General features: G+C 62.7%; 25 protein-coding genes and 1 tRNA gene. 16 read left to right on the forward strand and 10 right to left on the reverse strand.

Translation table 11 applies throughout. The annotated features are described in order from the left end of the window. Positions 1-8 precede the first annotated feature (8 nt). Together SKP52_RS21755 and SKP52_RS21760 are read left to right on the forward strand one after the other, a co-directional pair. Entirely contained in the window at positions 9-1133 is a 1125-nt protein-coding gene (locus SKP52_RS21755) for a sensor histidine kinase (RefSeq protein WP_039578723.1), read from the forward strand. Further along, on the forward strand, positions 1130-1936 hold the full coding sequence (locus SKP52_RS21760) for a LytR/AlgR family response regulator transcription factor (protein WP_039578727.1): 807 nt from the start codon (positions 1130-1132) through the stop codon (positions 1934-1936). The genes SKP52_RS21755 and SKP52_RS21760 overlap by 4 nt, the downstream gene beginning before the upstream one ends. A gap of 113 nt (positions 1937-2049) precedes the next feature. On the opposite strand, the gene ribA is transcribed toward SKP52_RS21760, so the two are convergent. The 4 genes from ribA to SKP52_RS21780 form a co-directional block, all read right to left on the reverse strand. Further along, positions 2050-3117, reverse strand: a complete 1068-nt coding sequence (gene ribA, locus SKP52_RS21765) for a GTP cyclohydrolase II (RefSeq protein ID WP_039578730.1) — start codon at positions 3115-3117, stop codon at positions 2050-2052. Further along, positions 3114-3908 carry an exodeoxyribonuclease III gene (locus SKP52_RS21770; protein WP_039578733.1) on the reverse strand — a complete coding sequence of 265 codons (795 nt, stop codon included), beginning with the start codon at positions 3906-3908 and terminating at the stop codon, positions 3114-3116. The genes ribA and SKP52_RS21770 overlap by 4 nt, the downstream gene beginning before the upstream one ends. 356 nt (positions 3909-4264) lie before the next feature. Beyond that, complete coding sequence (locus tag SKP52_RS21775; protein ID WP_228383735.1) at positions 4265-4915, reverse strand: LolA family protein; 651 nt, start codon at positions 4913-4915, stop codon at positions 4265-4267. Between the two features lie 108 nt (positions 4916-5023). Continuing rightward, entirely contained in the window at positions 5024-7336 is a 2313-nt protein-coding gene (locus SKP52_RS21780; RefSeq protein WP_039578737.1) for a DNA translocase FtsK, read from the reverse strand. 124 nt (positions 7337-7460) lie between these two features. On the opposite strand from SKP52_RS21780, the gene SKP52_RS21785 reads away from it, so the two are divergent. After that, positions 7461-8702, forward strand: a complete 1242-nt coding sequence (locus SKP52_RS21785) for an FAD-dependent monooxygenase (RefSeq protein ID WP_039578740.1) — start codon at positions 7461-7463, stop codon at positions 8700-8702. Positions 8703-8799: 97 nt separating this feature from the next. After that, complete coding sequence (locus SKP52_RS21790) at positions 8800-9501, forward strand: sigma factor (RefSeq protein ID WP_039578745.1); 702 nt, start codon at positions 8800-8802, stop codon at positions 9499-9501. Between the two features lie 5 nt (positions 9502-9506). Here the strand turns inward: SKP52_RS21790 and SKP52_RS21795 are convergent, their stop codons facing one another. Together SKP52_RS21795 and SKP52_RS21800 are read right to left on the reverse strand one after the other, a co-directional pair. Continuing rightward, positions 9507-10157, reverse strand: a complete 651-nt coding sequence (locus SKP52_RS21795) for an LON peptidase substrate-binding domain-containing protein (protein ID WP_039578748.1) — start codon at positions 10155-10157, stop codon at positions 9507-9509. Further along, positions 10157-11068 (reverse strand): tetratricopeptide repeat protein, encoded by a 912-nt coding sequence (locus SKP52_RS21800; RefSeq protein WP_039578751.1) that lies wholly within the window; start codon positions 11066-11068, stop codon positions 10157-10159. The genes SKP52_RS21795 and SKP52_RS21800 overlap by 1 nt, the downstream gene beginning before the upstream one ends. A gap of 192 nt (positions 11069-11260) precedes the next feature. On the opposite strand from SKP52_RS21800, the gene SKP52_RS21805 reads away from it, so the two are divergent. From SKP52_RS21805 to SKP52_RS25720, 10 genes are all read left to right on the forward strand, one after another. Next, positions 11261-11335, forward strand: a tRNA-Gly gene (locus tag SKP52_RS21805). Between the two features lie 176 nt (positions 11336-11511). Further along, complete coding sequence (locus tag SKP52_RS21810; protein WP_039578756.1) at positions 11512-12387, forward strand: hypothetical protein; 876 nt, start codon at positions 11512-11514, stop codon at positions 12385-12387. 170 nt (positions 12388-12557) lie between these two features. Continuing rightward, complete coding sequence (locus SKP52_RS21815; protein WP_039578759.1) at positions 12558-12725, forward strand: helix-turn-helix domain-containing protein; 168 nt, start codon at positions 12558-12560, stop codon at positions 12723-12725. Between the two features lie 73 nt (positions 12726-12798). Beyond that, positions 12799-13347 (forward strand): hypothetical protein, encoded by a 549-nt coding sequence (locus SKP52_RS21820; RefSeq protein WP_052208712.1) that lies wholly within the window; start codon positions 12799-12801, stop codon positions 13345-13347. Positions 13348-13554: 207 nt separating this feature from the next. After that, the gene (locus SKP52_RS21825) at positions 13555-13926 is read left to right on the forward strand and encodes a hypothetical protein (RefSeq protein ID WP_039582019.1); all 372 of its coding nucleotides are present in this window, start codon (positions 13555-13557) and stop codon (positions 13924-13926) included. Then, the gene (locus SKP52_RS21830; RefSeq protein ID WP_039578761.1) at positions 13923-15809 is read left to right on the forward strand and encodes a type IV secretion system DNA-binding domain-containing protein; all 1887 of its coding nucleotides are present in this window, start codon (positions 13923-13925) and stop codon (positions 15807-15809) included. Before SKP52_RS21825 ends, SKP52_RS21830 begins: the two co-directional genes overlap by 4 nt. After that, positions 15809-18592, forward strand: coding sequence for a MobF family relaxase (mobF, locus tag SKP52_RS21835; protein WP_052208714.1), 2784 nt, complete (start codon positions 15809-15811; stop codon positions 18590-18592). The genes SKP52_RS21830 and mobF overlap by 1 nt, the downstream gene beginning before the upstream one ends. A 41-nt stretch (positions 18593-18633) precedes the next feature. Next, positions 18634-19554 (forward strand): nucleotidyltransferase and HEPN domain-containing protein, encoded by a 921-nt coding sequence (locus SKP52_RS21840; RefSeq protein ID WP_039578763.1) that lies wholly within the window; start codon positions 18634-18636, stop codon positions 19552-19554. Between the two features lie 217 nt (positions 19555-19771). Further along, the gene (locus SKP52_RS21845) at positions 19772-20266 is read left to right on the forward strand and encodes a hypothetical protein (RefSeq protein ID WP_228383736.1); all 495 of its coding nucleotides are present in this window, start codon (positions 19772-19774) and stop codon (positions 20264-20266) included. Then, on the forward strand, positions 20263-20775 hold the full coding sequence (locus SKP52_RS25720; RefSeq protein ID WP_081997479.1) for an RNA polymerase sigma factor: 513 nt from the start codon (positions 20263-20265) through the stop codon (positions 20773-20775). The genes SKP52_RS21845 and SKP52_RS25720 overlap by 4 nt, the downstream gene beginning before the upstream one ends. Before the next feature lie 228 nt (positions 20776-21003). On the opposite strand, the gene SKP52_RS21850 is transcribed toward SKP52_RS25720, so the two are convergent. Both SKP52_RS21850 and SKP52_RS21855 read right to left on the reverse strand, forming a co-directional pair. Further along, positions 21004-22068, reverse strand: a complete 1065-nt coding sequence (locus tag SKP52_RS21850; protein WP_081997480.1) for a class 1 fructose-bisphosphatase — start codon at positions 22066-22068, stop codon at positions 21004-21006. A gap of 102 nt (positions 22069-22170) precedes the next feature. Next, the gene (locus SKP52_RS21855; protein ID WP_039578765.1) at positions 22171-23289 is read right to left on the reverse strand and encodes an acyltransferase family protein; all 1119 of its coding nucleotides are present in this window, start codon (positions 23287-23289) and stop codon (positions 22171-22173) included. Positions 23290-23417: 128 nt separating this feature from the next. On the opposite strand from SKP52_RS21855, the gene SKP52_RS21860 reads away from it, so the two are divergent. Both SKP52_RS21860 and SKP52_RS21865 read left to right on the forward strand, forming a co-directional pair. Continuing rightward, on the forward strand, positions 23418-23714 hold the full coding sequence (locus SKP52_RS21860) for a hypothetical protein (protein ID WP_148309210.1): 297 nt from the start codon (positions 23418-23420) through the stop codon (positions 23712-23714). Positions 23715-23757: 43 nt separating this feature from the next. After that, positions 23758-24186, forward strand: a complete 429-nt coding sequence (locus SKP52_RS21865; protein ID WP_039578771.1) for a helix-turn-helix domain-containing protein — start codon at positions 23758-23760, stop codon at positions 24184-24186. 182 nt (positions 24187-24368) lie between these two features. On the opposite strand, the gene SKP52_RS21870 is transcribed toward SKP52_RS21865, so the two are convergent. Continuing rightward, on the reverse strand, positions 24369-25100 hold the full coding sequence (locus SKP52_RS21870; protein WP_228383737.1) for a sugar transferase: 732 nt from the start codon (positions 25098-25100) through the stop codon (positions 24369-24371). Positions 25101-25329: 229 nt separating this feature from the next. Continuing rightward, positions 25330-25881 (reverse strand): polysaccharide biosynthesis/export family protein, encoded by a 552-nt coding sequence (locus SKP52_RS21875; RefSeq protein WP_228383738.1) that lies wholly within the window; start codon positions 25879-25881, stop codon positions 25330-25332. Positions 25882-25884: the final 3 nt, after the last annotated feature.

Raw genomic sequence — 25884 nt, forward strand, 5'->3', positions numbered from 1 at the left:
GGACTCCCATGCCGCTTTTCCGACTGTCTTCGCCGGGGCCCTTTTTCGACAACAAGGTCCGGGCCTTTTGGAACCTGCAGATATTGGGCTGGTCCGCGTGGCTCGGTCTGCGCGGCGTTTCGGGGCTTGCCAACGGCCAGCCCTTCACCTTTCTGGTGCCGCAGACGATCTCGGCGATTACCGGCTTCTCGCTCTCGCTGATCCTGTCGGTTTGTTACCGCGCGTTGATCAGCCGCCGGCCGCTGCTCATGTGGGGCGTCAGCTTCGGGCTTTCGGGCGTCGCGACCGCGCTTTGGGCCTTTATCGACGCATGGGTCGCGCAGATCCAGAACCCGAGCAGCGAGGCGGGATTTACGAGCCTTTTGCTTGGTGCGGTCTATATCGACGCGACCTCGCTTGCGGCCTGGTCGGCGCTTTATTTCGCGATCAACTATTTCCTCCAGCTCGAGGAACAGAATGACCGGGTTATCCGGCTCGAGGCGCAGGCGGCTTCGGCGCAGCTCGCGATGCTGCGGTATCAGCTTAACCCGCATTTCCTGTTCAACACGCTGAACAGCATTTCGACGCTCGTGCTGCTCAAGCAGTCGGAGCCCGCGAATGCGATGCTTTCGCGCCTGTCGGCCTTCCTGCGATATACGCTCGCGAACGAACCGACCGCGCAGGTGACGCTGGCGCAGGAGATCGAGACGCTGAAGCTTTATCTCGATATCGAAAAAATGCGGTTCGAGGAACGGCTGCGCCCGCATTTCGCGATCGACCCGGTGGTCGCGCGCGCGCGACTGCCGTCGCTTCTGCTCCAGCCACTCGTGGAAAATGCGATCAAATATGCGGTGACCCCGCAGGAGGATGGCGCCGATATCACGATTTCCGCACAGTTGGCCGGTCAAAATGTTCGGATTGCCGTGTCCGACACCGGCGCGGGATTGTCAGCCGACCGCACCGACCCCACCACGGGTATTGCAACGGAATCGACCGGCGTGGGTTTAGCCAATATCAGGGACCGGTTGGCGCAGGCTTTTGGCGACCAGCACCGGTTCGACGTCCAGGTGGGCGCTGAGGGCGGCTTCACGGTGGTGATCGAGTTTCCGTTCCAGCCCGACGGGCAAATGACGATTGGAACCGAGAGAACATGACGATCAGAACCATCCTGGTGGATGATGAAAAACTGGCCACCCAAGGCCTGCAACTGCGGCTGGAACCGCATGCGGACGTCGAAATCGTCGACACCGCGCAAAATGGCCGCGAAGCCATCAGAAAGATCAAGACCCACAAGCCCGACCTGGTTTTTCTCGACATTCAGATGCCGGGTTTCGACGGCTTTTCGGTGATCCAGGGGTTGATGGAGGTTGAACCCCCGCTGGTCGTGTTCGTCACCGCTTACTCGGATCACGCGATCCGTGCGTTCGAAGCGCAGGCGGTCGATTATCTGGTCAAGCCGGTCGAGCCCGAGCGCCTCGCCGACGCGCTGGACCGCGTCCGCCAGCGGCTCGCCGAAAAGCGTGGCGTCGCCGAAGTCGAGCGCCTCAAGACCGTTCTCGCCGAAGTCGCCCCCGAAGCCGTCGAGGACTATGACGCCGAGACCCAGCCAGACGCGCACGCCGCCGATCGCTATGAAAAGATGATCAACATCAAGGATCGCGGCCAGATCTTCCGCGTCGACGTGGACAGCATTGAACGCATCGACGCCGCGGGCGATTACATGTGCATCTATACCGCCGACAACAGCCTGATCCTCCGCGAGACGATGAAGGATCTCGAAAAGCGGCTCGATCCGCGCAACTTCCAGCGCGTGCACCGCTCGACGATCGTGAACCTGTCACAGGTTAAGCAGGTCAAGCCGCACACCAACGGCGAATGTTTCCTCGTGCTCGGGTCGGGTGCGCAGGTGAAGGTCAGCCGCAGCTATCGCGACGTCGTCGCGCGCTTCGTGCACTAATAAAACCCGCTCCCTCGTCATTGCGAGGAGCGTAGCGACGAAGCAATCTCCAGCCATCGGTATTGTAGGACGATAGCTGGAGTTTGCTTCGCGTCGCCCGCAATGACATTCGCCTAAAGCTGGTGCCCGGTCCTATCGCGCTTCGTTGCGAGATAGTGTTCGTTATATTTGTTCGTGGGTAGCGCGAGCGGGAGGCGCTCGACGACTTCGACGCCTTCTTTCTCGAGCCGCGCAACCTTTTCCGGATTGTTCGTCATCAGCCGGATGCGCGGGATTTTAAGCAGTGCGAGCATCCGTCCGGCAATCGCGAAATCGCGCGCCTCGACCGGAAAGCCGAGCCGCAAATTGGCGTCGACCGTGTCATAGCCCTGATCCTGCAGCGCATAGGCGCGCAGCTTGTTGACGAGCCCGATGCCGCGTCCTTCCTGCCTGAGATAGAGCAGCACACCCCACGGCGCGTCGGCCATCGCGTGGAGCGCGGCGTGAAGCTGCGGCCCGCAATCGCATTTGAGGCTGCCGAGAACGTCGCCGGTCAGGCATTCGCTGTGCAGCCGCACGACGGGCGGATTGCCGTCGCGCTTCCCGATAACGAGCGCGACATGGTCCGACGCTTCTTCGGGCGAGCGGAAGGCGACGATTTCGGCGCTTTCGCTCGCTTCGACGGGCAGGCGCGCGCGTGCAGCAACCTGGAGCCGCGTCGGGTCGAGCAGCGCCGCGACATCGTCGACGGTGCACATGGTTTCGGCGTCGCCACTGGCTTCGCGCACGAAAAAGGCGGGGAGCAGCCCGGCGTGGCGCGCGATCGTCATCGCGGCAGCAGCTGCTGCTTCGCCGCCGGTCGCAACGGTGCGGAAGGGGCCCTTGAGCGGGTTCGCCAGGTCGAGCGCCGGATCGGCGATCGCGAGCGCCGCCGTGACGCTATCGGCGGCGTTCGCCAACCGGACCGGACCCGGCGTTGCGGCGACGCGCTGGTTGGTCAGCTTGAGCGTGACTGCGCGTTCGCCCGAGAGCAGTACGTCATGGCTTCCAAATTCGGCCAGCGCCGCATCGCGCGCGCTTTCGACCGCGAGCAGGTCGAGCAACCCGTCCGCGCCCTCCACGCGAAACGGCCAGCCGCGCCGCAGCGCATCGATGGCGCGTGCCGCGCGCCGGGCGCCCCGGTCATTTGGGGCATCGCTCAAAAATCGAACTCGGTTATCAGCGGGATGTGATCCGACGGCCGTTCCCAGCTGCGCGCCGGCTGGACGATGCGGTGCGACACCGCTTTGGGCATCAGGTCGGGTGTCACCCACATATGGTCGAGGCGGCGGCCGCGGTTCGACGCTTCCCAATCCTTCGCGCGGTAGCTCCACCAGGTATAGAGGCGCTCCGGCGCCGGGATGAAGTGACGCCCAAGGTCGATCCAGTTCGATGCCGCCTGCAGCCGCGCAAGGGTTTCAACCTCGATGGGCGTGTGACTGACGACGTCAAGCAGTGCCTTGTGATTCCAAACGTCGCTTTCGAGCGGCGCGACATTGAAATCGCCGGTGAGCACCGTCGGCGTCCCGTTCAGCGCGCCCGACCATTCGGTCATGCGGCCGAAGAAATCGAGCTTTTGCCCGAATTTTGGGTTCAGCTCGCGGTCGGGAATGTCGCCGCCCGCAGGAATATAGACATTATCGAGCCGCACGCCCGACGGCAGCGTGACGCCGACGTGGCGTGCTTCGCCATTCGCCTGCCAGTCATATTTGCGTATGTCGGTCAGCGGCACCTTGCTGACGATCGCGACGCCGTGGTGCATGCGCTGGCCGTGCGTGACGATATGGTCATACCCCAACCGCTTGAACATGTCGGGCGGGAACAGCGTGCATTCGACCTTCGTTTCCTGCAGACAGAGGATGTCGGGGGCTTCTTCGCGCAGGAATTTCTCGACGATGCCGATGCGCGCGCGAACGCTGTTGATGTTCCACGAAGCGATGCTGGTACGAGTCATGCGGTGGCTCTATCGGCGCGAGGGAAGGCGCGCAACGTCCCAAGCACCGGATAAATTAAACCCCCGTTCCAGGGGCGGTGGAACGGGGGTTCAAGGTCAGCGTTCGTCACGCTCTTGAATGAAGGTGCCTGGCAGTCCCGGTGGGGCAACAGGGGGAAACCCAAATCCGGGGGCCGTGTTGGCGCCTTCGAGAATTGAAATAGACGGTCTTCCCTGTCGCCAAGCTGAACAAAATCGGCGCTCCGGCGCCATTCTTGCAGTTCGTCGATACGAGACGTCCGTTGGTCTGGAAAAAATGACGTCGAATCCGTTTCGCGGATTCGACGTCATGATCTTGGAACCCTGGTCCGGTCGGGTTAGCCCGCGCGACCGCGCTGCTTCGGCCGCGGGTCGGTCCATTTGAACGCCGAGTCGGCGACCGCTACGTTAAATTTCTGGTTGGTCAAATCGATCCGCGTGCGGTTGTTTTGCGAATCGAGCGCGACCCATCCGCGCAGGCGCAGCCCCGCGGGGGCCGATCCGTCGCGGACGAACACCATGGTGATCGTACCATATTCGGGGCGCTTCGGATCCTTGACCTCGACGCTCAGCACGTCGCCGCTGCCGGTGGGCAGCACCTTGGCATATTTGGTCAGGTCGCGGTCGGGGTCGAGCAGCGCGCCGAGCGGCGAATTCTTGACCGGCCAGCGCTGTACCTGCCGCACCTCATAATCGATCATCGTCAGCGAGCTGCCGTCGCCGACGATCAGCAACGGCACGCCCTTTTGATACTGGAACCGGATCTTGCCCGGGCGCTTCAGGGTCAGCTGGCCGCTCAGCCGCTGGCCGTTGCGGTCGGTCTGCACGAAATTGGCGGTCATCGAACTCGTTGCTTTGAGATGCGACTGCACCGATGCCAGCGTGCTGGACGACTGGGCGATCGCCGGCACGCCGATCGCAAGGCCGGCAGCGGCCATGGGTGCCAGCGTCCAGGCGGCGAGGCGGGTCATGTTCGTCTTGAAGATCATTGGACTCTCATCTCTGAATTAGGGAACGGGTCCATCGCAGCCGGGCATTGAACCCGCGCTGAACCTGTCGTTGGATGCTGTTCAAGTGATCAGACAGGCAAAGGTTCCTTACCTTTGCTGGCCATATTGGTCGGTGAGTACGTCGCGGCGGCCGACATGGTTGGGCGGGCTGACCAGCCCCTCCTCCTCCATCCGCTCGATCAGCCGCGCCGCGCTGTTGTAACCGATGCGCAGTTGGCGCTGGAGCCAGCTGGTCGAGGCCTTTTGACTCTCGACAACGATCTGGCAGGCCTTGGCATACATGCGGTCCTCGGCGCTATCGCCGCCCGCGGGAGCACCCTCCATTGCGAAGCCGCCGTCCTCGGGATCTTCGGTGACGCTTTCGATATAGTCGGGGCGACCCTGACCCTTCCAGTGATCGGCGACCGCGCGGACCTCGTCGTCCGACACGAACGGCCCGTGGATGCGCGTGATCTGCTTGCCGCCGGGCACATAGAGCATGTCGCCCTTGCCGAGCAGCTGCTCGGCGCCAGCCTCGCCCAGGATTGTGCGGCTGTCGATCTTCGACGTCACGTTGAAGCTGATGCGCGTCGGCAGGTTCGCCTTGATGACGCCGGTGATGACGTCGACCGAGGGGCGCTGCGTCGCGAGGATCAGGTGAATGCCCGCCGCGCGGGCTTTCTGCGCGAGCCGCTGGATCAGGAACTCGACCTCCTTGCCCGCGGTCATCATCAGGTCGGCGAGTTCGTCGACGACGACGACGATCTGCGGCAGCGGCGCATAATCGAGCGTCTCTTCCTCATACACCGGCTGGCCGGTGTCTGGGTCGTAACCCGTCTGGACGCGGCGCCCGAGCGACTTGCCCTTGGCAAGCGCGCCGCGTACCTTGTCGTTGTAGCTCGCGAGGTTGCGGACCGACAGCGACGACATCATCCGATAGCGGTCCTCCATCTGCTCGACCGCCCATTTCAGCGCCCGGATCGCCTTCTTGGGCTCGGTGACGACGGGCGCGAGCAGGTGCGGGATGTCGTCATAGACGCTGAGTTCCAGCATCTTGGGATCGATCATGATCATCTTCACCTGATCGGGACCGAGGCGATAGAGAAGCGACAGGATCATCGCGTTGAGGCCGACCGATTTACCCGAACCCGTCGTACCCGCGATCAAGAGGTGCGGCATCGGCGCGAGGTCGGCGATCATCGGGTCGCCGCTGATATTCTTACCCAGGATGATCGGCAGCGCCCCGGTCTGGTCCTGAAACAGCGCACTGCCGATGATTTCGTGGAGCACCACCGATTCGCGGACCGCGTTGGGCAGTTCGATGCCGATCACGGTTCGGCCGGGGATTGGCGCGATGCGCGCCGATAGCGCCGACATGTTGCGCGCGATATCGTCGGCGAGGTTCGACACGCGGCTCGCCTTGGTGCCCGGCGCGGGTTCTAGTTCGTACATGGTGACGACGGGGCCGGGGCGGACCGCGGTGACGACGCCCTTGACCTGAAAATCCTCGAGCACCGATTCGAGCAGCCGCGCGTTGCGTTCGAGCCCCGCCTTGTCGATCTGTCCGGTCGGCCCCGGCGGCGGCGGTGCGAGCAGGTCGATCGACGGCAGCTGGTAATTGGTGAACAGCTCGGTCTGCGGCTTGGGCCGGGGTTTCGAAGGCGCGCTACGCTCGGCGGGTTCGGCGATTTCAGGCGGCGCGCGGTCGCTCGGCTCGGCGACCGCGCGCGGCCGGACGACGCGCTCCATCAGGTTCGGCGCCTTGGTCTCGTCATTTGGCACCCGCGCGGGTTCGACGATGCGGCTGCCCTCCGCCGCGGGGAGCTTGAAGCGCGACGCCCATCCCTTTTCGAGCCGTAAGGCGCGCCACGCGAGCCAGAGGCCGAAAAGAACGAGCAGCAAGATGGTGGCAAAACGGATCAGCGCTGCGGCGGGCTCCCCCGCTTGTGCGAACAGTGGGGCGACCGCGCCGCCGATCAGCAGCGCGATAATCCCGCCCCAGCCCGCAGGCATCGGCGCGTTGGTCGCGGGCGACCAGAGTTCGGCGCCGAGGCCGACGAGCAGGATACCGATGAAGCAATAAGCGAGCTGGCGCGGCCAATAGGGCTGCGCCTCGCCAGTCCATAGACGCCACGCCATAATCCCGAGCAGCGGCAGCAGCAGCACGATGCCCGCCCCGCCAATCGAAAGCCCGAGATCGGCGAACCAAGCGCCCGCGCTGCCCATCCAGTTGGCCGCGGTGCCGTGCGCGGCGGTGTTGAGCGCCGCGTCGGTGCTGTCATAGGTCACGAGCGCGAGGGTCAGGAACAGCGTGAAAAACCCGAGCGCGACCGCCGCGGCGATCACCAGCGATCGCGCGATGCTTTGGCGGAAAACCGTGCGCCAATCGGCCTTTGCGGGTGCGGCCTTGCGGCTAGCCATGCTCTTTTCCGGTCCCTGTCAGTTAACCACGGCGATATGCGCATGGGGGGGACTCGCCGTCAAGCATGGCCCCGCGCCCGGCCACAGCCTTTCCAACCGTCCTGCAGCGCGCTAGGGCGAAGCCATGAGTGAAACGCTGCGCAGCGATGTCCTGATTTCGGGTGGCGGCCTTGTCGGCCAGGCGCTCGCCCTTGCCCTCGCCCATCATGGCCTGTCGGTCCAGATCGTCGATCCCGCCGACCCGGTGACAACGATCGCGCCGGGTTTCGACGGCCGTGCCTCGGCGATTGCCAGCGCGACGTGGCAGATGTTCGAAGTGTTGGGGCTTGCCGATCGGCTCGCCGGACATGGCTGCCCGATCCGCGCCATTAAAGTGGGCGACGGCGTGCCCGACAGCGATCGCGGCGGCGAACTTGATTTCGTCACTGCCGAGGGCGACCCGCCGCTCGGCACGATGGTCGAGAACCGCCAGCTCCGCCTCGCGCTCGCCGCCGGACTCGCCGAGGCGCCGCTGGTACGGCTGCTGATGCCCGCCGCGGTCGCGTCGCGCGAGATCGACGGCCATGGCGTCACACTGACGCTGGCCGATGGGACGAAGCTCGCGGCGCCGCTGCTGATCGTCGCCGAGGGGCGCCGCTCGCCGACGCGCGACGCCGCGGGGTTCAGCATCGCGAACTGGTCGTACCATCATCACGCGATGATCGGCGCGGTCGCGCATGAAAAGCCGCACGGCAATGTCGCCCACGAAATCTTCTACCCGTCGGGCCCCTTTGCGCTGCTGCCGCTCGTCGACGACGCGGAGGGTCGGCGCCGTTCGGCGTTTGTCTGGACCGTTGCCGAAAAGGACGGGCCGGGTTTCGCCAAGCTCGGGACACGCGGCTTTGTCGCCGAACTGCAAAAGCGCGCGGGCGGCGTGCTTGGCGCGATGGAGCTGGTCGCACCGCGCATGACCTATCCGCTCGGCTTTCATCACAGCGCGTCGATCGTTGCCGACCGCATCGCGCTCGTCGGCGACGCCGCGCACGGCATCCATCCGATCGCGGGGCAGGGGCTCAACCTTGGCCTGCGCGATGTCGCGGCATTGACCGAAGTGCTCGTCGAGGGCGCGCGGCTCGGGCTCGACCTCGGCGATGCGGCATTGCTCGCGCGCTACCAGCGCTGGCGCGGGCTCGACAATATGATGGTCAGCCTTGCGACCGACGGGCTGACACGCCTGTTCGGCATTCCGGGGCGCACCGCCGCCGCGGTCCGTCGCACCGGGCTGGGCGCGGTGCAACGCATGCCGATGCTCAAGCGCTTCTTCATGGACGAGGCCCGCGGCGAGGCGGGCGACCTGCCACGCCTGCTGGCGGGTGCCGAAATCTAGGTATTACTACCTAAGGCGTCGGCAGCCCGGCGCTAAGCATGACATCCTATCCCCATCGAAGCGGCAACCATGCTGCGGCACGATGGGGGACAGGACCATGTCGGCAAAAAGCGACGCGCTCGAACAGGCAGTGACCGATTATATCCAGGCGCGGACCGCGCTCGAGGCGGCGCCGGGCGCGCGAACCCGCGCCTTGGCCGACCGCGCCTTTGTCCGGCTCGCCGCGCTCGCGGCACCGCGCATTCGTTATTTCACCCGCACCTATGGCCTGGCCGATGTGGCCGACGATGCCGAACAAGTGTGCGCGATCGCGCTCCACCGGGCGGCGGAACGCTATGATCCGGCGCGCGCGCGCTTTACCACCTATATCAACTGGCAGCTGCGCGCTGAATTACAGGCGCTGCGGCACCGCCTTCATGGTGACCAGCGCTGTGCCGGGCGGCGCGATGTGACCGCGATGCTGTCGCTCGATGCGCTGGAGGAAGGCGGCGACGACAATTGGCTCGTCGATCCCGCGGCCGAACCGGCGACCGAACAAGGCGCTGCCGACGGCCTTGCCAATCTTGTCGCCGAGCGGTTGGTCGCCGAATGGACGGCACGCCGCCGCGCCGGGTTGTCGCGTGCCTGCCGAGCCGATGGCGACCGGATCGAAGCACGCGTCGCCGCTGAGCAAGCGCTGGTCCGCGATCAGCTGATGGTGAGCGACGCCGTCGAGCGGCTTCGCGAAAGCGACCGCCATATCGTGCGGCGTGCGCTGGCCGACATGGTTCGCCACGCGGGGTTGAAAAGGCCGCATTGACGGCCTTATTGCAGCGTGGCGCGTCCGTCGTCGCCGTCGAAACGGCCGAAAAACTGCATCAGCTGGACGACCAGCTCGGCGCGCGCGTCGATCGGCGTCGCTTCGAGCAAAGCCTGCTTAGCCGCCGCATCGAACGGTGCGACCTGCGCGATGCCGTTGACCAGCGTCGCATCGTCGAGCTGGCCGACCGAATCCCAGTCGACGACATAGCCCTGCCGCGCCGCAAAGCGCTTGGCTTCGCGCTCGAGGCTGGCGCGCTCGATGCTCGCCAGCACGGCACCCTCTTCGGCTTCGAGCTCGATCTCGGCCTCGACCTGCCGGAAGGGGGTCGTGACGTCGAGCTCGCGCCGGACGCGAAAACGCGCGACGCCCTCGAGCACGAGGTTGAAGCGGCCCTCGTCGAGCGCCTCGACATCGATGATGCGCCCGACGCAGCCGACGTCATAGAGCGCGGGCGGTTCGCGATCCTCTTCGCCGGGAAGCTGGCGCGGCTGGATCATCCCGATCTGCCGGTCGCGCGCCAGTACCTCCTGCACCATCGCCGAATAGCGCGGCTCGAAAATGTGCAGCGGCAGGTGCAGCCCGGGGAACAGCACCGCGCCGGTGAGCGGAAAGATCGCGATCCGCTGGATGGTCAGGGGGGCGGTCTCGCCCATCAGCCGAACAGGATGAGCGACAGGCGGCGGCGCTGCGCCGCGACCCACGCGTCTTCGAGCCCAACAGCTTCGAACAGCGACAGAAGCTTGGCGCGCGCGGCGTCGTCATTCCATTCGCGGTCGGCGGCGACGATATGGAGCAGATTGTCGGCGGCGGCATCGCGCTGCCCCGCGCCGATCTGTGCGCTGGCAAGGTCGTAGCGTGCCTGATGATCGTCGGGGTTGGCGGCGACCGCGGCTTCGAACGCCGCGAGTTCGCCCGCGTCAGGCGCATCGGCGGCGAGCGCGAGCGCGCTTTTCGCCTGTGCGATCGCGGGGTCTTCGGCGATCTCGGCCGGGACGACGTCGAGAGCAGCCTGCGCGCCGTCGATATCGTCCGCCAGCACGAGCGCGCGAATTAGCCCGCCATGCGCCGCAGCATTGTCGGGTGCGATGTCGAGAATCTGCGCAAAGACGCTCGCGGCGCGCGGGCCGTCGCCTTCGGCCAACACGCTCTCGCCCATTTCGATCAGCGGCGCGATCTCGATTGCGCGCGCGGTCGCCTCGCTCTCGATCGGGAGCTGTGCGAGCAGCTGGTCGAGAATCGCCTTCAGCTGGCTTTCGGTGCGCGCGTTGGTCAGGTTCGCGACCGGCTGGCCCTGAAAGATCGCGTAGACGGTCGGGATCGACTGGACTTGGAACTGGCCGGCGATGAAGCGATTCGCATCGACATCGACCTTGACCAGCACGACGCCCTTGTCGGCATAATCCTCGGCGACCTTTTCGAGCACGGGGCCAAGCTGTTTGCACGGCCCGCACCATTCGGCCCAGAAATCGAGGATGACGAGGCTGGTCATCGACGGTTCGACGACGTCGCGGCGGAAAGCTTCGACGGCTTCCTTTTCGGTGGGATTCAGACCGAGCGTGGCCACGCAATGTTGCTCCTGTTTTGATTTGGCGCCGCCTCCGCGCCAGCGGAAGAGACTCTTTCCTCGCTTATGTGGGAATTTCGGGCGATATGCCAACCCTTCGGAGAAAATGCGTAATCAGGGGTTGCCGAGTCAAAAAGCCGGTGCTAATCGCCCGCCTCACCCGCTGGAACCGACCGGTTTCCAGCCGCCAGAGCGGGCGTAGCTCAGGGGTAGAGCACAACCTTGCCAAGGTTGGGGTCGAGGGTTCGAATCCCTTCGCCCGCTCCAGTTTTTCCTATAAAATCAGCCATTTAGGCAGCTCGGCGTCCGGCGCTGTTTGATGCGTATTTCGTCGGGCTACCACCGGGCTACCACGGCTGCGGGCCGTTCACCGTTGTCTCGCGTTGTGTTTGGTGGCCGAGCAAGTGTTTGTAATTGGCTCTTCTTCACGGCAGTATTATCTCATGCCCGAGGAGAAGCCGGTGGAAGACCGAACGGAAGTTTTGTCGCTCCGCAGGGTTGCAGCCCGCTTCATCAACACGGATGAGCAGACTGGCCTTGCCGAACTTGACCGCATCGCGGCGGATGCCTCGCGCGTTATCCAGAAACGATACTGGCTCTTATCTACCACATCTGCGGCCACCGCTTTCGCGACTGCCGTTACCCTACTTCCCTGGCTAGCTCTCACTCTGAATGAGGCGCCCGGTGCCGACGTGATCGGGCTGATCGGTTTGGGTTGTTTTGGTTTGATGATGGCGGCTGGCGCCTCGTGGCGCGTTTTTCAGTATGGTGGATTGAAGGCCACCACGTCGCAGAAGCCGGTTTATGCGGACCCTGAAGATTCCGCTGTCCGAAACTTGGAGCGCCTGTTCGCCATCCTCCAACTCGAATCGTCACCACGCGCCTTTTACTTCGCTCGAAATGGCGCGCGCCGCTATGTCGACCATCGTTACTTCTTCAGCAAACTTCGTGCTGCGCATGTGGCCAATGACAGCACGATCCGTAACGCCCTCTTCGGCCCCGTCGGTTTCTGGTTCGCCCCGGAATTGTTTCTCGAGGCGGACGTCGACAAACTGATCGCTGACGCCAAGGCCAAACCCAAGCGGTCTGGCGTGCTCAAGAAGTATGATTACACCGGCGCGATCATGTCGCTGATCGACCATCCCAAGGTACGCGCGCTCGACATCACTAAAAAGATCGGAAACCAGAAGGTGATCATAGGCCTGCTAGTGCATTGGTATATCGGCAGGCGGATGGAGGTCCCTAGCGACACCCAGCTTGCAGGCTATGCAAACGATATTCTGGCAGCGATCAGAAAAAATCGCTCTTCTAATTCCTAGCCTCAATTACCGAGGAATAACGCATTTGCGTGGTTTCTGGTCGAAGCCAATTACCGGGAAACCCCGCGAACCGCTGAAATAGGCGCTTCCGCACACCGTTGGGAATGCCGGCGCTTGCGTGCAAATGATCCTGTCGCCCGCCGCATCGCGGCAATCGAACGGAGGCGACAATGGATGAACTCGCATACTCGATTAATCGCACAGCGAAGGCGCTCGGCGTCGGTCGCAGCACGATCTACAAGCTCATCAAGACCGGACAGGTCGATGCCCTCAAGATCGGGACGCGGACGCTGATCACCACCGAGTCGATCAGACGGCTGACCCAGACTCAGGCTTAGGCCTGTTCTCCCGGAGGGCGACACATCGCCCACCATCCCACCGACACATCCCATTTTATTGAAAGGACGCCGCATGTCCATTCTGAGCAAAGCCGTCGACCGGCTCAACAATTTCTTCCGCTTTGACCACAAAGTCACCCTGCGTTTCGCCGTCGATCGATACAGCGCACCCTATGTCGTTCCGCTCATAGAGAAGCTGATCGCTGACGGTGAAGACGGAGATACCTACCGGTCCGCGCTAGCTGCGTGGAACCGGGCAGAGCGCCCGCCTCTCGCTCTCTATGACGGCGAAACCAGTTTCTGCCGAATCGATGGTCCGTACCAGTGGGCGGGCAACCATGTTTTCCCGCTGGGTGGTCTCGTTCTCAGCTCCGGCGTCACAGCCCACCTCGATCCTTATCAGGCGAGCGATCTTCATTTGCAAACGCGGGCTGCGATCGAGCGGGCGATTCAAGCGTGGGTTGCCGATAACGGTCTGCGCGAATGTCCGATGACGCCCGTAGCGTTTGATCGCGAAGCTGCCGATCGCAAGGCCAAGACGATGATCGCGGCAAGGGGCGACATCTTAGATCAGGATCGCATGGTTGCGGCTCCTCGCGAGGAGGGCCCGAATCATGTCTGATACGGCTGCTTTGGAGGCAAGGTCGCGGGGCCGCGATGCTACGCATCGGACCCGTAATTTGGATACACACCTCACGCACGGGTGCATCCAGCTTTTCCGCCGTTTTTCGCGAGTACGATTCGACTACAGGGAGTGCAGCCTGCGTCAGAGTCGCGGATTTCCGCGCGTTTTCGAGAGTGCTACCCGCACTCTCGCGGGGGCGGTGTGATGAAGACTGTCCAATACACCGTCCGCGTGCCGGCTGCGGTCGACAAGGCCATGCAAAAGCTCGCGGCCCAGCAGAATGTCACCCCTTACGAGATGCTCCAGCGTTGCGTGAAGGCCGGTGTCGCTGCCCTGACGAACCCGCCTGCCCGGGGCACGAACGATCGTGAGTTCGTCGCCGAACTGGCGTCGGTCAGCACAAGGATGGTTCTTGTCGAACAGATGCTCGACCGGGCTCTGTTCACGGCCTGCGCCTCCTATTGCTACGCGCGCAGTGCAGCTCTCGGGGGTGGTCAGACCGATGAGGTCATCGCTGCTGAAGTCAGTCCGGCCTATGAGCGCCAGCGCCGCCTCTCGCAGGAGAAGCAGTCATGAGCCAGCACCAGGATCGCCGGATCCATGCTGACGCGCTGCGACGGCATTATCGGTTTAGCCAAGCAAAGCGTTTCAAGCGCCAAGCCTTGGTCATGATGGCGTCGGTCGCGCTGGGCGGTCTGATCGTGCCTCACATGATGCTGCCCCCAGGCACGATGCAAGCGACCGGAACTTACTATTTTGCGAAGGCCAAGACCTGGTTTGCCAGTGGCACCACCGCCGAGCCTGGCATCATGGTCGACTATGGTGGCGAGAGGTATGAGGCGTCGGCTCGCATTGTTGCGGCCCACCCCTATTTTCGGGATGCCGCGGCTGCGACGACGTCGTTTGTCGTGCGGGGTCTCTGGCTGGGCTTCGCCGGATGGTTGTCGGGCTTGATCCTTTTCCGACAAGCGATGGCCCGGCGCCGCGAGCTTGCACTCAGAGACCGTTTCATCGCCGGCACGCTCGTTACGACCGAACAGCGCCTTGCCAAACTGACCCGCCGCGAGGCTGGCGAACGCGCATTGGCGATCGGCGCAGTCCCGATCCCGACCAGACTCGAGACCCGGCACATGGCAATGATCGGGACGACCGGCAGTGGCAAGACCACCGTGCTCCGGCAAATGCTCGATGGCATCGAGGCGCGCGGCGAGGCGGCGCTTGTCTACGACACCAGCGGCGAGTTCATCGCGCATTACTACCGGCCCGAGCGCGGCGATATCATCCTCAATCCGTTCGACGCTCGCTGCGCCTATTGGTCGCCGTTCGCCGAGATTGCCCATCCGGCCGATGCCGACCGGATCGCGAACCAGCTTGTCACCGAGACCGGCCAGCATGATCGCGACGTCTGGCTGGAGACTAGCCGTATCCTCGTGGCCAACATGATCCGGGCGCTTTGGCGAGAGGGCAAAGGCACATTGCCCGATCTGCTCGATGCGCTTCAGGTGCGGACGAAGGACGACCTGAAGCTGTGGCTGGGCAACAGCTCGTCGGCGCGAACCTTTGCCGACGACGCGGACCGCGCAACGGGAAGCGTGCTTTTCATGCTCGCCAAGGCCTCGAACCTCATTCAGTTCCTCCGGATGCAGGAGGGCGATGAGGCCCCGTTTGCGTTCCGCGACTTTATCTCCGGGCTCGACAAGCATGAGGGCCGAAAGCCGTGGATATTCGTACCGCGTAAGGAGGATTATTTCGAAGCATCGAAGCCGCTGCTCGCGTGCTGGCTGGAGTGTGCGGCAAGTGCCGTGCTCGGATTATCGCCATCGGCCGACCGGCGCGTCTGGTTCGTGCTCGACGAGCTGGCCGACCTTCCCCGCGTCGACAATCTTGCGCGTCTGCTGCCCGAGGGACGGAAGTTCGGAGCCGCCGTCGTCCTGACCTTTCAGGCGATCGGCCAGATGCGCCATCGCTACGGGCCTCAGCTTGCAGAATCGATGCTCGGCTGTTGCAACACCAAGCTGTTCCTTCAGCTGACCGACAGCGAAACGCGGCAGTGGTCCAGTAAGACAATCGGCACGTGCGACGTCGAGGTTCCGACCATGACCGACGCCTTGGCCCATGGTGACGATAAGGCGCGCACGACGCTTGGTCGGCAACGCGAGACGCGGCCCGCAGTGTTAGAGAGCGAATTCCGTCTGCCCAAGCATGAGGGCTATCTGCTTTTCCCGGACGGCTTGCCCGTCGCGCGCATAAAGCTCTCGGCCGATCATATCGCCCGTCGTGGCGAACCTCGCCAGCCTGGCTTTGCCGAAGGCGACCCGAAGAATAGTCTGTGGCACCGGTCCGTGGAAGCGCCGCCGCCTGCTCCGCCGAAACCTGATGCGCCAGCAGCGCCAGCAGCGCCATCGTCGCCAGCCGCAGAGTCGCCTCCGACGCCGCCCGCCGGTAACGGGCCAGTCTGATGGTCGCGTCGGTATCCGTGCTGACCAGCTCAGCTCAGGCCAGCAGCTACTACGAGGCCGACGACTATTATGCCGAGGGCGGCCTTTCGCCGTCCGAATGGCATGGCAAGGGCGCCCAGGAGCTTGGGCTGTCGGGCGATGTTGATCGCGAGCGCTTTCGTGAACTGCTCGACGGCCAGGTCGGCGACCAGCAACTCGGCACCTTCCGCAACGGTCAGCTTGAGCATCGGCCCGGATGGGATGTGACCTTGAGCGCGCCCAAGTCGGTGTCGATCATGGCAGAGGTTGCCGGCGACCGACGGTTGATCGCCGCCCACGGCGAGGCGGTGAGGACGGCGCTCGCCCATGTCGAAACCCATATGGCCGCGACCCGCGTCCGGCATGGCGGCGCCGTCACGCGCGAAGCGACCGGTAACCTTATCGTCGCGAGCTTCCAGCACGGGACCAGCCGGGCGCAAGACCCGCAGCTTCATACCCACAACGTCATTATGAACGCGACGCAGGGCGAGGACGGATCGTGGCGCAGCCTTGAACCGCGAGCCATCTATCAGCTGCAGAAGCAGATCGGGGCGATCTACCGGCAGGAACTGGCCTTGAAGGTCCGCGAACTCGGTTATGTGATTGAGACTGCCAAGGAGTCGATGTTCGAGATCAAAGGCGTCTCGGCTGACGTCATGGCAGCATTCAGCACTCGCAGCGCCGAGATCGAGGCCGCGCTCGGCGAGCGCGGAACGTCGCGTGAGGCCGCCAGCGCCGCGGAGAAGCAGGTCGCGGCGCTCGATACGCGACAGGCCAAGGTTGCGGCGGATCAAGCTTCCTTGGTGGCGGACTGGCGCCAGACCGCCGACCGGGCCGGCTTCAATTCCGAAGCGCGGCTCGCGCTTATCGGTGAGGCAAAATCCAATTCGGTTAGCGCGACGGGATTGGCGGAGCAGGCGAAAGCGGCCGAGCGCGCGGTGGCCCATGCCGCTGACAAGCTCGGCGAGCGGCAATCGGTCTTTTCGGTCGCCGCATTGCACGAGGAAGCCGGGCGCGTTGGATTGGGGAAGGTCAGCTATGCTCAGGTCGGCGCCGCCATCGACGCCGCAGGCGCACGCGGCGAGTTGGTTGACCGCACCTTCCTGGACCGGCGCGGTGCGGAGTTTGCCGGCCTTACCACGCATCAGAATATCGAAGCCGAAACGCGATTGCTTCGGATCGAGTCAGAAGGTCGCGGTGCATTCGCCCCGATCGCGTCGCCGCTAGCCGCAGCGAAGGCTGTCGCGGTCGCATCCCGTCAGGCCGAGCATGACGGTTTTGCCTGGAATGCCGATCAGCGCGCGGCGACCGAACAACTTCTGACCAGCCGAAACCGGATCACTGCGGTGCAGGGCTATGCAGGGACCGCGAAGACAACGACGGTCCTCGCGACCTTTGCACGCGAAGCAGAGGCGCGCGGGGTGTCGGTCGTTGCGCTCGCGCCGACCGCATCGGCGGCGATGGTGCTCGGCGAGGCGTTGGGGACGCGCGGCGACACGGTCGCGCGCCATATGCTGTCGCCCGGACCCTCCGCGTCCGGTCAGCCCGCCGCGTGGATTGTCGATGAAGCTTCGCTGCTCTCCGCGCGCGACACGGCGCGCCTCTTCGATCTCGCCGAGCAGCATGATGCCCGCGTCGTCCTGGTCGGCGACGTGAAACAGCTTGGATCGGTCGAAGCCGGCGCGGCGTTCGCGCAGCTCCAGACTGCCGGAATGGAAACGGCCAAGCTCGGCGAAATTGTCCGGCAGACTAACACCGCGACAAAAGAAGCGGTGCTGGCGTCGATCGAGGGAGATGCCAAGAAGGCACTCGGCGCCCTCGATCGCGGTGGCGGCGCGATCATCGAGGGTGCTGATCGCGCCGAACGCTTGGCCGCGATCGCCGATCGCTATGCTGGGCTCGACAAGGCCAGCCGGGCTCGCACGCTCGTCATCGAACCGTCGCGCGAAGGCCGCGACGCCTTGACCGCGGATATCCGTCAGGCGCTTGTGCGGTCAGGCACGCTCAGGGGGCCAGCCGTCACGGTGGAAAGCCTGGTCAACAAAGGCCTCACCCGAGCCGAGGCCCGCGACCCACTGAGCTACGACAGGGGCGATGTCGTTCGTTTCTCGCAAGACTATGCCGATAAGGGCGTCGTTCGCGGCGAGGCTTTCCGCGTTGAACGCGTCGATCCAGCCAAGGCTGCGATTGCTCTGCGATCAGAAGACGGGCGCGAGGTGGATTGGCGGCTGCGCCAATGGGGCGCAGGCAAGGTGCAAGTGTTCGAGGCGCAGCGTCTGGAACTCAGGGCCGGTGACAGCATCCGGTTCACGCGCAACGATCGGGAGGCAGACAGGGTAAACGGCGCGCGCGCGGAAGTGACGGCGGTCAATGCCGATACCAGGACCGCCACCGTTCGGGGCTCGCGAGGGCAGGTCCAGACGTTGCGGCTCGACACCGCTCGCGACCGCCACATCGCGCATGGTTATGTCGATACCGCCTTCGCCGCGCAGGGCCGGACGGCCGAACACGTCATCGTTCATGCCGACAGCCGCGCCACCAATTTGGTCGATCAGAAAAGCTTCTACGTCGGCATATCCCGCGCGAAGCAGTCGGCGACGATTTTCACCAACGATCGCGCGAAGCTGGTCTCCGCAATCAACGAACGTGCCGGTACGGTCCAGACCGCGATCGCACAGGCCGCCATTCCGCAGCCTGTTGCCGCGAAGACGAGCGTGTCCGGATTGGCGCAAACTCTGGCATCTAAATTCGGGGCCGGGCTTTAGTCCTTGCCAAACCGTATGATCTTGCCGAAGATTCTTGAGACATGCGCACCGATCTCGATCATCTTCCTGCCGCCAAGCAGCGCGAACTTGAACGCGTCGTCGAGACCATCTTCGACGAGTTTCGCGGCGCCACGGAGAATGCGACCGGCCCACGCAAGGGCGCGCGCATCCTCAAGATCATCCTGTTCGGCAGCCACGCGCGGGGCGATTGGGTCGATGCGCCGTTATCGGCAAACCAGTATAAATCCGACTACGACATCCTCATCATTGTAAGCCAGAAGGAGCTGACCGACCGCGCTGCCCATTGGGCAAAGGCCGAGGAGCGACTGATCCGCGCCTACACGATAGAAAAGACGCTCCATACGCCGGTCAACTTCATCGTCCACAGCCTGCACGAAGTGAACGACGGGCTTTCGCATGGGCGCGTGTTCTTCATGGAAGTCGTGAAAGACGGTATCGCGTTGTACGAAGCGGACGACCGGGAGTTAGCCGCGCCAAGACCGAAGACACCTGAGCAAGCTCTCGTCGCGGCGAAGGAGTATTTTGAGGATGGCATTGCCAGCGCAATGTCACGGGAAAAACTTGCCAAATATGCCATGTCGGAAGGGCTCTTAAAGGATGCGGCGTTCGACCTTCATCAGACGACCGAGCGATTGTACTCGTGTGTCTTGCTGACGCTAACATTCTATACGCCGTACAACCATAACATCGCATTTCTGCGTTCGTTGGCCGAAGGGCATGATCGGCGTCTTTTCGGAATTTGGCCCGAGGACAGCCAGCGCGACCGCGCTATGTTCCAAAAATTGAAGGAGGCCTATACTAAGGCTCGCTATTCCAAGCACTACAGGATCAGCAAAGACGAGCTGGCTTGGCTCGCCGCTCGGGTCGAGGAACTGGGCCGCGTCGTACATCAGGTCTGCACCGATAAAATCGCAGAGCTTGAGGCGGCGGCACGCAAGTAGACTCGCGCCATCGGACTTGCCGGGACTCCCGGATTCTGGCATAATCCGCGTCACGGAATGGAACGACTGGCGGCCATTCCGGGGATTATCCTGCCAGGCATCATGTAGGTCCGGCTGCGTGTCGGACGGTTGCTGATAGCCGCTCCAGCGGCCCGACAGCGAACACCGCTTGCTCATCCGCGCAGGAATGCGCGGACCGCCGCGGTGCGAGCTGCAAATGACCACCCGACATTCGAACGACGTTTACGCGCGCGAGGTCGTGATGGCGCGCGTTGGCCATCTCATCCGGCGCAAACAACGAGAAATCGAGCGCATCACCCGCATTTTGCGCGGCCTGTTTGACCCTTCGCAGGTTCATGCACCCGAACCGGGTCGGATCAAGCGGATCATCCTCATCGGTCCCTACGCGCGGCGATCCTGGTACGAAGATAGTCGGACGATCGAATTTTCCGATTATGAATTCTGGGTCGTCGTCAATCATCCCCTTTTTACTGACGAACGCAGTTGGCGACGGGCGCGGGCAACAATCAACCGGGAACTCGGCAATCGCTGCGCCGTCGATGTCGAGATCTATTCGAAGTCTGACATTCGCACCGCCAAGACCGAGCGCGACACTTTCATTCTCGACCGGATCGAGGCGGGCATCACACTCTTCCGCGCTTCCCGGGATGCGTCGTTACCCTCGCGGTGCAATCGGGAGGAACGGCCATGACCGCACCCGGACCATTCAAGTCGTTCGACGACTTCTACCGATGCGAGAATAGGCAGCTGTTTCATTTTTTCCGGCGTCGTGTGGGACGCGAAGAAGCCTCAGACCTCACGCAAGAGGCGTTCACGCGGATGTTGCGAACCGGGGCATTTGAACGGGTCGAAAATCCGCGCGCTTACCTGTTTCGCGCAGCCCGCAATCTAGTGATCGAGCGCGCACGCCGTGGGAGACGGAAGGAATCTGGGCTGTTCCCGTTCGATGAAGGGCGTGACGCACCTGCCGGCCCCGAACAGGCATTGGCAATTGAAGCGTCGGATTTGCGGCGCGGTTTACGGCGGGCAATTCTTGCGATGCCTCGTCGCACGCGGCGCATTTTCCTGATGCACAGGTTGCGGCGTCAAACTTACCGGGAAATCGCGGAAGAAATTGGTATCCGCGAACAAGGAGTTGAATATCATATGATGCGAGCGCTCTCGCGGTGCCGAAAGGCGGTCGCGTTTCAACGGTGGTGAACGGGACGGGCGCCGAAACGACCGCTTTGCGCCTGATTTCAGTCGTACCGTCCAATGAAATGGCGACCCGAAAGCTGCCATTTGTAGAGGCGGAGACAAGGCGATGGGTTCGCGTCCGGTATCGAACGTTCGCTTTATTCTCGCACCATTATTAAACCGGGCGGTGTTCGTGCCGGGCTTTCCGTCAGCAGAAATTTAGATGGACCAATCAGCGCGCGCGCCCGGTTCTTAGGTGGCACCGTAGATCGATCGTTTCACCGTCTGGACTCTTGATCGATCGGGGAGTTCGTTATGAAGATAATGTTCTACCAGCAATTGAACTTCGCTCGTCGATCCGAGCACGACCGGTATCCTTTGATGAAGTGATTCTGGTTCGATATCCAGAATGGCTTGGCCATTACTCCAGGTGCGGCCGCCGGCCTGTTCTATGAGGAGCGCCATGGGAGCGCCCTCATAGAGCAGGCGCAGTTTTCCGCTCTGCATTCCCGGCCGGCTGTCCGCAGGATAGAGGAAAACACCGCCGCGAGTTAGAATGCGGTGCACGTCCGCCACCATCGAGGCCGTCCAGCGCATGTTGTAATCGTGAGCGAGTTGGCCCACCGAGCCGGCGAGGCAATCATCGAAATATCGCTGGATCGGCTCCGGCCAGTAGCGACGGTTCGATGCGTTGATCGCGAACTCCCGGTTCGTATCGGGAATTTTCATAGTCGCGTCGGTCAGGATGAACGACCCGATGTGGCGATCGAGCGTGAACCCCGATACGCCTCGGCCAAGCGTCAGCACCAATATCGTCTGCGGACCGTATATGGCATATCCGGCCGCCACCTGATTGCGTCCCGCCTGGAAAAAATCTTCCTCGCGAATATCTCGTCCGGGCGACGCCTCTGGTGCTTTCAGGACCGAGAAGATCGTGCCGACCGAGAGGTTGACGTCAACGTTGGAAGACCCGTCGATGGGATCGAAAACGAGCAGATATTCGCCCTTGGGATAGTGGCTCGGTACCACCCGGATGAACTCCATTTCTTCTGACGCGAGTGCGGCGAGTTGGCCGCCCCACTCATTGGCATCGAGGAAAATCTCGTTCGCTATGACGTCCAGCTTCTTTTGTACTTCGCCTTGCACATTCTCGGTCTGGAGGTTGCCGAGCGCATCGCCAAGCGCCCCCTTGCTGATCCGGTGGCTGATCGACTTGCACGCGCGGGCGACCAGCTCGATCAACAGCCGCAGATCGGCCGAAATGTCGCCCGTTCGCTCGGCTTCGATCAGAAATTGGGATAAGGATTTTCGGCGCATGCGTGGCTTCCTTAAAGTTTGTGTCGGCCCTACGGCGGTTAGCAGTTGGAACGAACGACGCGCGGCCGGCGCATGGCAAAGTCGCCGTACCGCGAGGCAGATCTAGAATATCGGGTCCCCGATCGCGGCGGGAACCACCGTCCGGCGGTTTGCAAAGCGCGCGGTAAGCCAGCGGCGGAGCGGCCGGTCGTAGAGGAGGAAGGCTGCGTAGGAGACCGCCAGCGTGAGGGGCAGGATGAAGATGCCGTTGAGAAATGGGTTTTGGGTAAAGCCGATCCCCAGCGTCTTGCACGCGCCGTTCATCGTCCAGATCAAGGGAACATGCAGCGCATAGAGCGGATAGGACAGGTCTCCGAGCACCTTTTCGGCGCCGGTGAATGGACCCGAATGCACGACTTTCGTGCCGGCGGCGATGATATAGGGGAAGACGAGCGCGAGCAGCGCCATGACGGCGAGCGGCGGTACCAGGTCGCGAGGCAGCGCCAAAGCAGCAACAAGCAGCAGTACGAGCCACCGGCCTCCTGGCAACACGGCACTGGTGATGCGGTCGCGACAGCGAAAGATCATCATGCCGAGGGTGAACGAGAAGGCGACTCGGCTGAGCGCATGTGTATATCCGGTCGCGGTATCGCCTGCGGCGGATCTTAGATCGGCCGGACCGAATGTCATCATGGCCCAGACATAGCATCCGAGCATCGCAACCAGGGCGATGACGGCCAGTCTGAAGGTACTGACGCGATAGAGAACGAGCCAGAAGGCGAGATAAGCAATGAACTCGAAATGCAGCGACCAGAGTGCATTGTTCAGCGGGAAAAAGCCGGCCACGCCGCCGCCCAGATCGAAGGGGATCATCGCCAGTCCGCCGACCAATTGGGTAACAAGCACCTCATCTATCGGGCTGCCGCTCTCCTGGAAGGAGAGCATCGCAAATCTCATAAATCCCAGCAGGACGCCGGCCGCGATCATCGGATAGAGCCGAATAAACCGTTGGCGGATGAATTGCGCCGATTTGCCCTGGGCGAGAAGCCGCTGCTCATAAGCTAGCGCGACGACAAAGCCACTGAGGATGAAGAAGAAATCGACCGCGAGTAATCCCGATCCGAAGAGTTCTTTTCCATTTCCCTCGAACCAGTGGAGCAGCAGCACCATGATCGCGGCGACACCGCGCAAACCATCGAGAAAGATATAATGCTGCTTTGGCACCGCGGAGCTATCCGACATGGAAGCGCTCCGCCCCAGGCGGTTTATCGGCGATGCATATGGTGGCGCCCATGGTCCGGAACTCCAGCGAGTCGTGACCTGACGAAACTGGCATCATTTCGCACTTGCAGCAATTTTTCTTTTCGCACTTGCACAATTTTTTCAGCCTGTCGGCCAGTGCCCGCTCACTATTTCGCAAAATGTTGGAAGTGGCGCTTTTTGGCGGGTTTTTTCTGCGGCGCTTGTTTTTGCCGATGGTCGTGAACGTCGGCATGACGGCGCGTGCGCCAGATATGTTGCAAAGCAGCAAAATAGGAGGCATGAAGGGTTCAAATACAAAGACGGGAGAGAATGTCGCCTGGTCAGGGGTGCGACAATGGATGTCTTTGTTACCGCTCGAACCGAATCCGATTGTCAGCTCGCAACGCGCGGCAAGCGCGGGGTGAGATGTTCGCGCACGGCGCGGCGATCTCGGGCGACCCTTTTTGAATGTCCACTATCATGAGCGCCGCGGCGAACCCGGCAGTCGTGAACGCTGGTGAGCCGTTGCCGCAGCGAATGCGCCGGTTTCGCGAAGAATGCGGTCTGAGCCGGGCAGAACTGGCCGATCGCACCGGGCTTAGCCGGCCCACCATCTGGGCCTGGGAATCGGGCAAGAGCCGGCCCCGTCAAAGCAATCTCGAAACGCTGGCTCACGCGCTCGGCATTTCCGCGCAGGAATTGACGGGAAAGGACCAAAGCGAAGCGATGTACCGGGAAATGGATGCCATGGGGTTATCCGCGTGGCGCACTGTCGGCATACCGGCAGGGGCGGGCAATGCGCATCGATTGAGCGTTCTCATTTATGGAGCGCAACTCGTCATCGCAGCAATGGCCGGCGTTGACGCCCGGAACGTGCGGATCTCCATCAAGCGCTGAGCCTTATTCGGCGGCGCGCCGTGGCTCTGATTGTGTGTTGGCGAGGGCGTGAGCATTGCGCTGAATGCGCCATCTGAAGCGCTTAGCTATCGACTATAGTCGAAGGCGGCAACGGACGGAGCCCCAAGTAACCGTCTGTCGCCGCCTTCGTAGGGAACGGTCCCCGCCCGCGGCAGGCTTGCTCAATAGCAGCCGCGCGCGCCAAGAATCGCAGGGATCGTCCTTGCGCAGATTTCGATGTTTGAATGAAGGTTCCGGGTCTGGACGTAACGCACATCGAGCGCGACCCGCTCGTCATATGTCGTGTCGTTGCGACCGCTGATCTGCCACAGGCCGGTAAGGCCCGGGCGCACGGCGCAATAATATTCGAAGCTTCGGCCATATCGCGGAACTTCCCCCGCGACGATCGGCCGCGGTCCCACGACGCTCATCTGACCCGCCAGAATATTGAACAACTGCGGGAGCTCGTCGAGGCTGGTTTTACGCAGCACGCCGCCGATTGCGGTAATCCGCGGATCGTTGCGCAGCTTCTGGTCCGCCGCCCATTCGCGGGCCGCATTTTCATCGGTTGCAAGGAGCGTCGCCAATCGCTGTTCGGCATCGGCCGCCATCGACCGGAACTTCATGCAGGGAAAGGTCTTGCCGTCCTTCCCGATCCGCTGCTGCACGAACAGGGCGGGGCCTTTGTCAGTGGCCTTGATAATGAAGAAAATGACAAGGAGCAGGGGAAGGAAAAGCACGATCGCGAACAGGCTGATTGCGAAATCGAAAAGGCGAATGATCGCATCTTCGGCCTCGTCGCGGTCCCAAAGGCCCATATCGACGGAGTTTGCCGCGTTCGGATGATGCAGGGCCCCAAGAACGGAATCGCCGAATTGCTCGACGCTCGACCGCGGCAGATTTGCGATACTCATCGGACTATCGAGTGACATAAACGATCCCCTGTCGAAGATGACGCTATGCTTGAGTCCGCTCCCAGCCCTTTTTTTCTTGCCGAACATTTCTTCGATCGACTTACCGAACTCTATGGCAAGCAGCCCGCTCGTCAAGATTTTTTTGCACTGCAGCATAAATCGGGCGCCCGCGGCCGGTAATTATCCACTTCTGGCCGATAAACTGCCCCAAAGCGAAGCATCGCTGCAATCAGAATACACGCTCGGGAACGCGAATCGTGTCGCCTGGCTGGACGGGCGTGCTGCCGTCGACGCTGTAGAGCTTTTCATCCTTTTCCATTTTATGCCGGATGAACACCTTCTTCTGGGCAGCACGATAGGAAAAACCACCGGCTCGCGCGACCGCGCTGAAGATCGTCAGGCCATCGACAAAGGGATATTCGCCCGGCTTGCCGACCTCGCCGAGAATATAATAGGGCCGGTAGTTAGTCACTTCGACAACCACATTCGGATTGTTCAGCAATCCTTCGCTGAGCGCCTTCGTCAAGGTCGCCTCGAACTCGCTGATCGAAAGACCGGCCGCCGGGATTTCCTCGACGAGCGGAAAGGATATCTTGCCTTCGCCATTGACCGGATAGGTGCCGCTCAACCGTTCTTCGCCATAGACCGTGATTTTCAGCTGGTCGCCGCTGCCGAGGCGATAAACGGCTTGTTCCGGCGTAATCGCCAGCGTTGGCAACGCCCCCGCCGATGAGCAGGCAGACAGAAGCAGCGCAGCGGCCAGGATCATTCGTCGCATCATCGT

This window comes from Sphingopyxis fribergensis (assembly GCF_000803645.1).
Taxonomy (GTDB): Bacteria; Pseudomonadota; Alphaproteobacteria; order Sphingomonadales; family Sphingomonadaceae; genus Sphingopyxis; species Sphingopyxis fribergensis.

What these genes read in the sequence shown, in the direction of transcription:
- SKP52_RS21770 (WP_039578733.1), bottom strand. Translation starts at nt 3,908, where the DNA reads ATGACTCGTACCAGCATCGCTTCGTGGAACATCAACAGCGTTCGCGCG.
- SKP52_RS21840 (WP_039578763.1), top strand. Translation starts at nt 18,634, where the DNA reads ATGCGCACCGATCTCGATCATCTTCCTGCCGCCAAGCAGCGCGAACTT.
- SKP52_RS21850 (WP_081997480.1), bottom strand. Translation starts at nt 22,068, where the DNA reads ATGCGCCGAAAATCCTTATCCCAATTTCTGATCGAAGCCGAGCGAACG.
- SKP52_RS21870 (WP_228383737.1), bottom strand. Translation starts at nt 25,100, where the DNA reads ATGAGTATCGCAAATCTGCCGCGGTCGAGCGTCGAGCAATTCGGCGAT.
- SKP52_RS21865 (WP_039578771.1), top strand. Translation starts at nt 23,758, where the DNA reads ATGTCCACTATCATGAGCGCCGCGGCGAACCCGGCAGTCGTGAACGCT.
- SKP52_RS21830 (WP_039578761.1), top strand. Translation starts at nt 13,923, where the DNA reads ATGAGCCAGCACCAGGATCGCCGGATCCATGCTGACGCGCTGCGACGG.
- SKP52_RS21875 (WP_228383738.1), bottom strand. Translation starts at nt 25,881, where the DNA reads ATGATGCGACGAATGATCCTGGCCGCTGCGCTGCTTCTGTCTGCCTGC.
- SKP52_RS25720 (WP_081997479.1), top strand. Translation starts at nt 20,263, where the DNA reads ATGACCGCACCCGGACCATTCAAGTCGTTCGACGACTTCTACCGATGC.
- SKP52_RS21815 (WP_039578759.1), top strand. Translation starts at nt 12,558, where the DNA reads ATGGATGAACTCGCATACTCGATTAATCGCACAGCGAAGGCGCTCGGC.
- SKP52_RS21810 (WP_039578756.1), top strand. Translation starts at nt 11,512, where the DNA reads ATGCCCGAGGAGAAGCCGGTGGAAGACCGAACGGAAGTTTTGTCGCTC.
- mobF (WP_052208714.1), top strand. Translation starts at nt 15,809, where the DNA reads ATGGTCGCGTCGGTATCCGTGCTGACCAGCTCAGCTCAGGCCAGCAGC.
- SKP52_RS21775 (WP_228383735.1), bottom strand. Translation starts at nt 4,915, where the DNA reads ATGATCTTCAAGACGAACATGACCCGCCTCGCCGCCTGGACGCTGGCA.
- SKP52_RS21825 (WP_039582019.1), top strand. Translation starts at nt 13,555, where the DNA reads ATGAAGACTGTCCAATACACCGTCCGCGTGCCGGCTGCGGTCGACAAG.
- SKP52_RS21855 (WP_039578765.1), bottom strand. Translation starts at nt 23,289, where the DNA reads ATGTCGGATAGCTCCGCGGTGCCAAAGCAGCATTATATCTTTCTCGAT.
- SKP52_RS21785 (WP_039578740.1), top strand. Translation starts at nt 7,461, where the DNA reads ATGAGTGAAACGCTGCGCAGCGATGTCCTGATTTCGGGTGGCGGCCTT.
- SKP52_RS21845 (WP_228383736.1), top strand. Translation starts at nt 19,772, where the DNA reads ATGACCACCCGACATTCGAACGACGTTTACGCGCGCGAGGTCGTGATG.
- SKP52_RS21760 (WP_039578727.1), top strand. Translation starts at nt 1,130, where the DNA reads ATGACGATCAGAACCATCCTGGTGGATGATGAAAAACTGGCCACCCAA.
- SKP52_RS21795 (WP_039578748.1), bottom strand. Translation starts at nt 10,157, where the DNA reads ATGGGCGAGACCGCCCCCCTGACCATCCAGCGGATCGCGATCTTTCCG.
- SKP52_RS21755 (WP_039578723.1), top strand. Translation starts at nt 9, where the DNA reads ATGCCGCTTTTCCGACTGTCTTCGCCGGGGCCCTTTTTCGACAACAAG.
- SKP52_RS21790 (WP_039578745.1), top strand. Translation starts at nt 8,800, where the DNA reads ATGTCGGCAAAAAGCGACGCGCTCGAACAGGCAGTGACCGATTATATC.
- SKP52_RS21820 (WP_052208712.1), top strand. Translation starts at nt 12,799, where the DNA reads ATGTCCATTCTGAGCAAAGCCGTCGACCGGCTCAACAATTTCTTCCGC.
- SKP52_RS21780 (WP_039578737.1), bottom strand. Translation starts at nt 7,336, where the DNA reads ATGGCTAGCCGCAAGGCCGCACCCGCAAAGGCCGATTGGCGCACGGTT.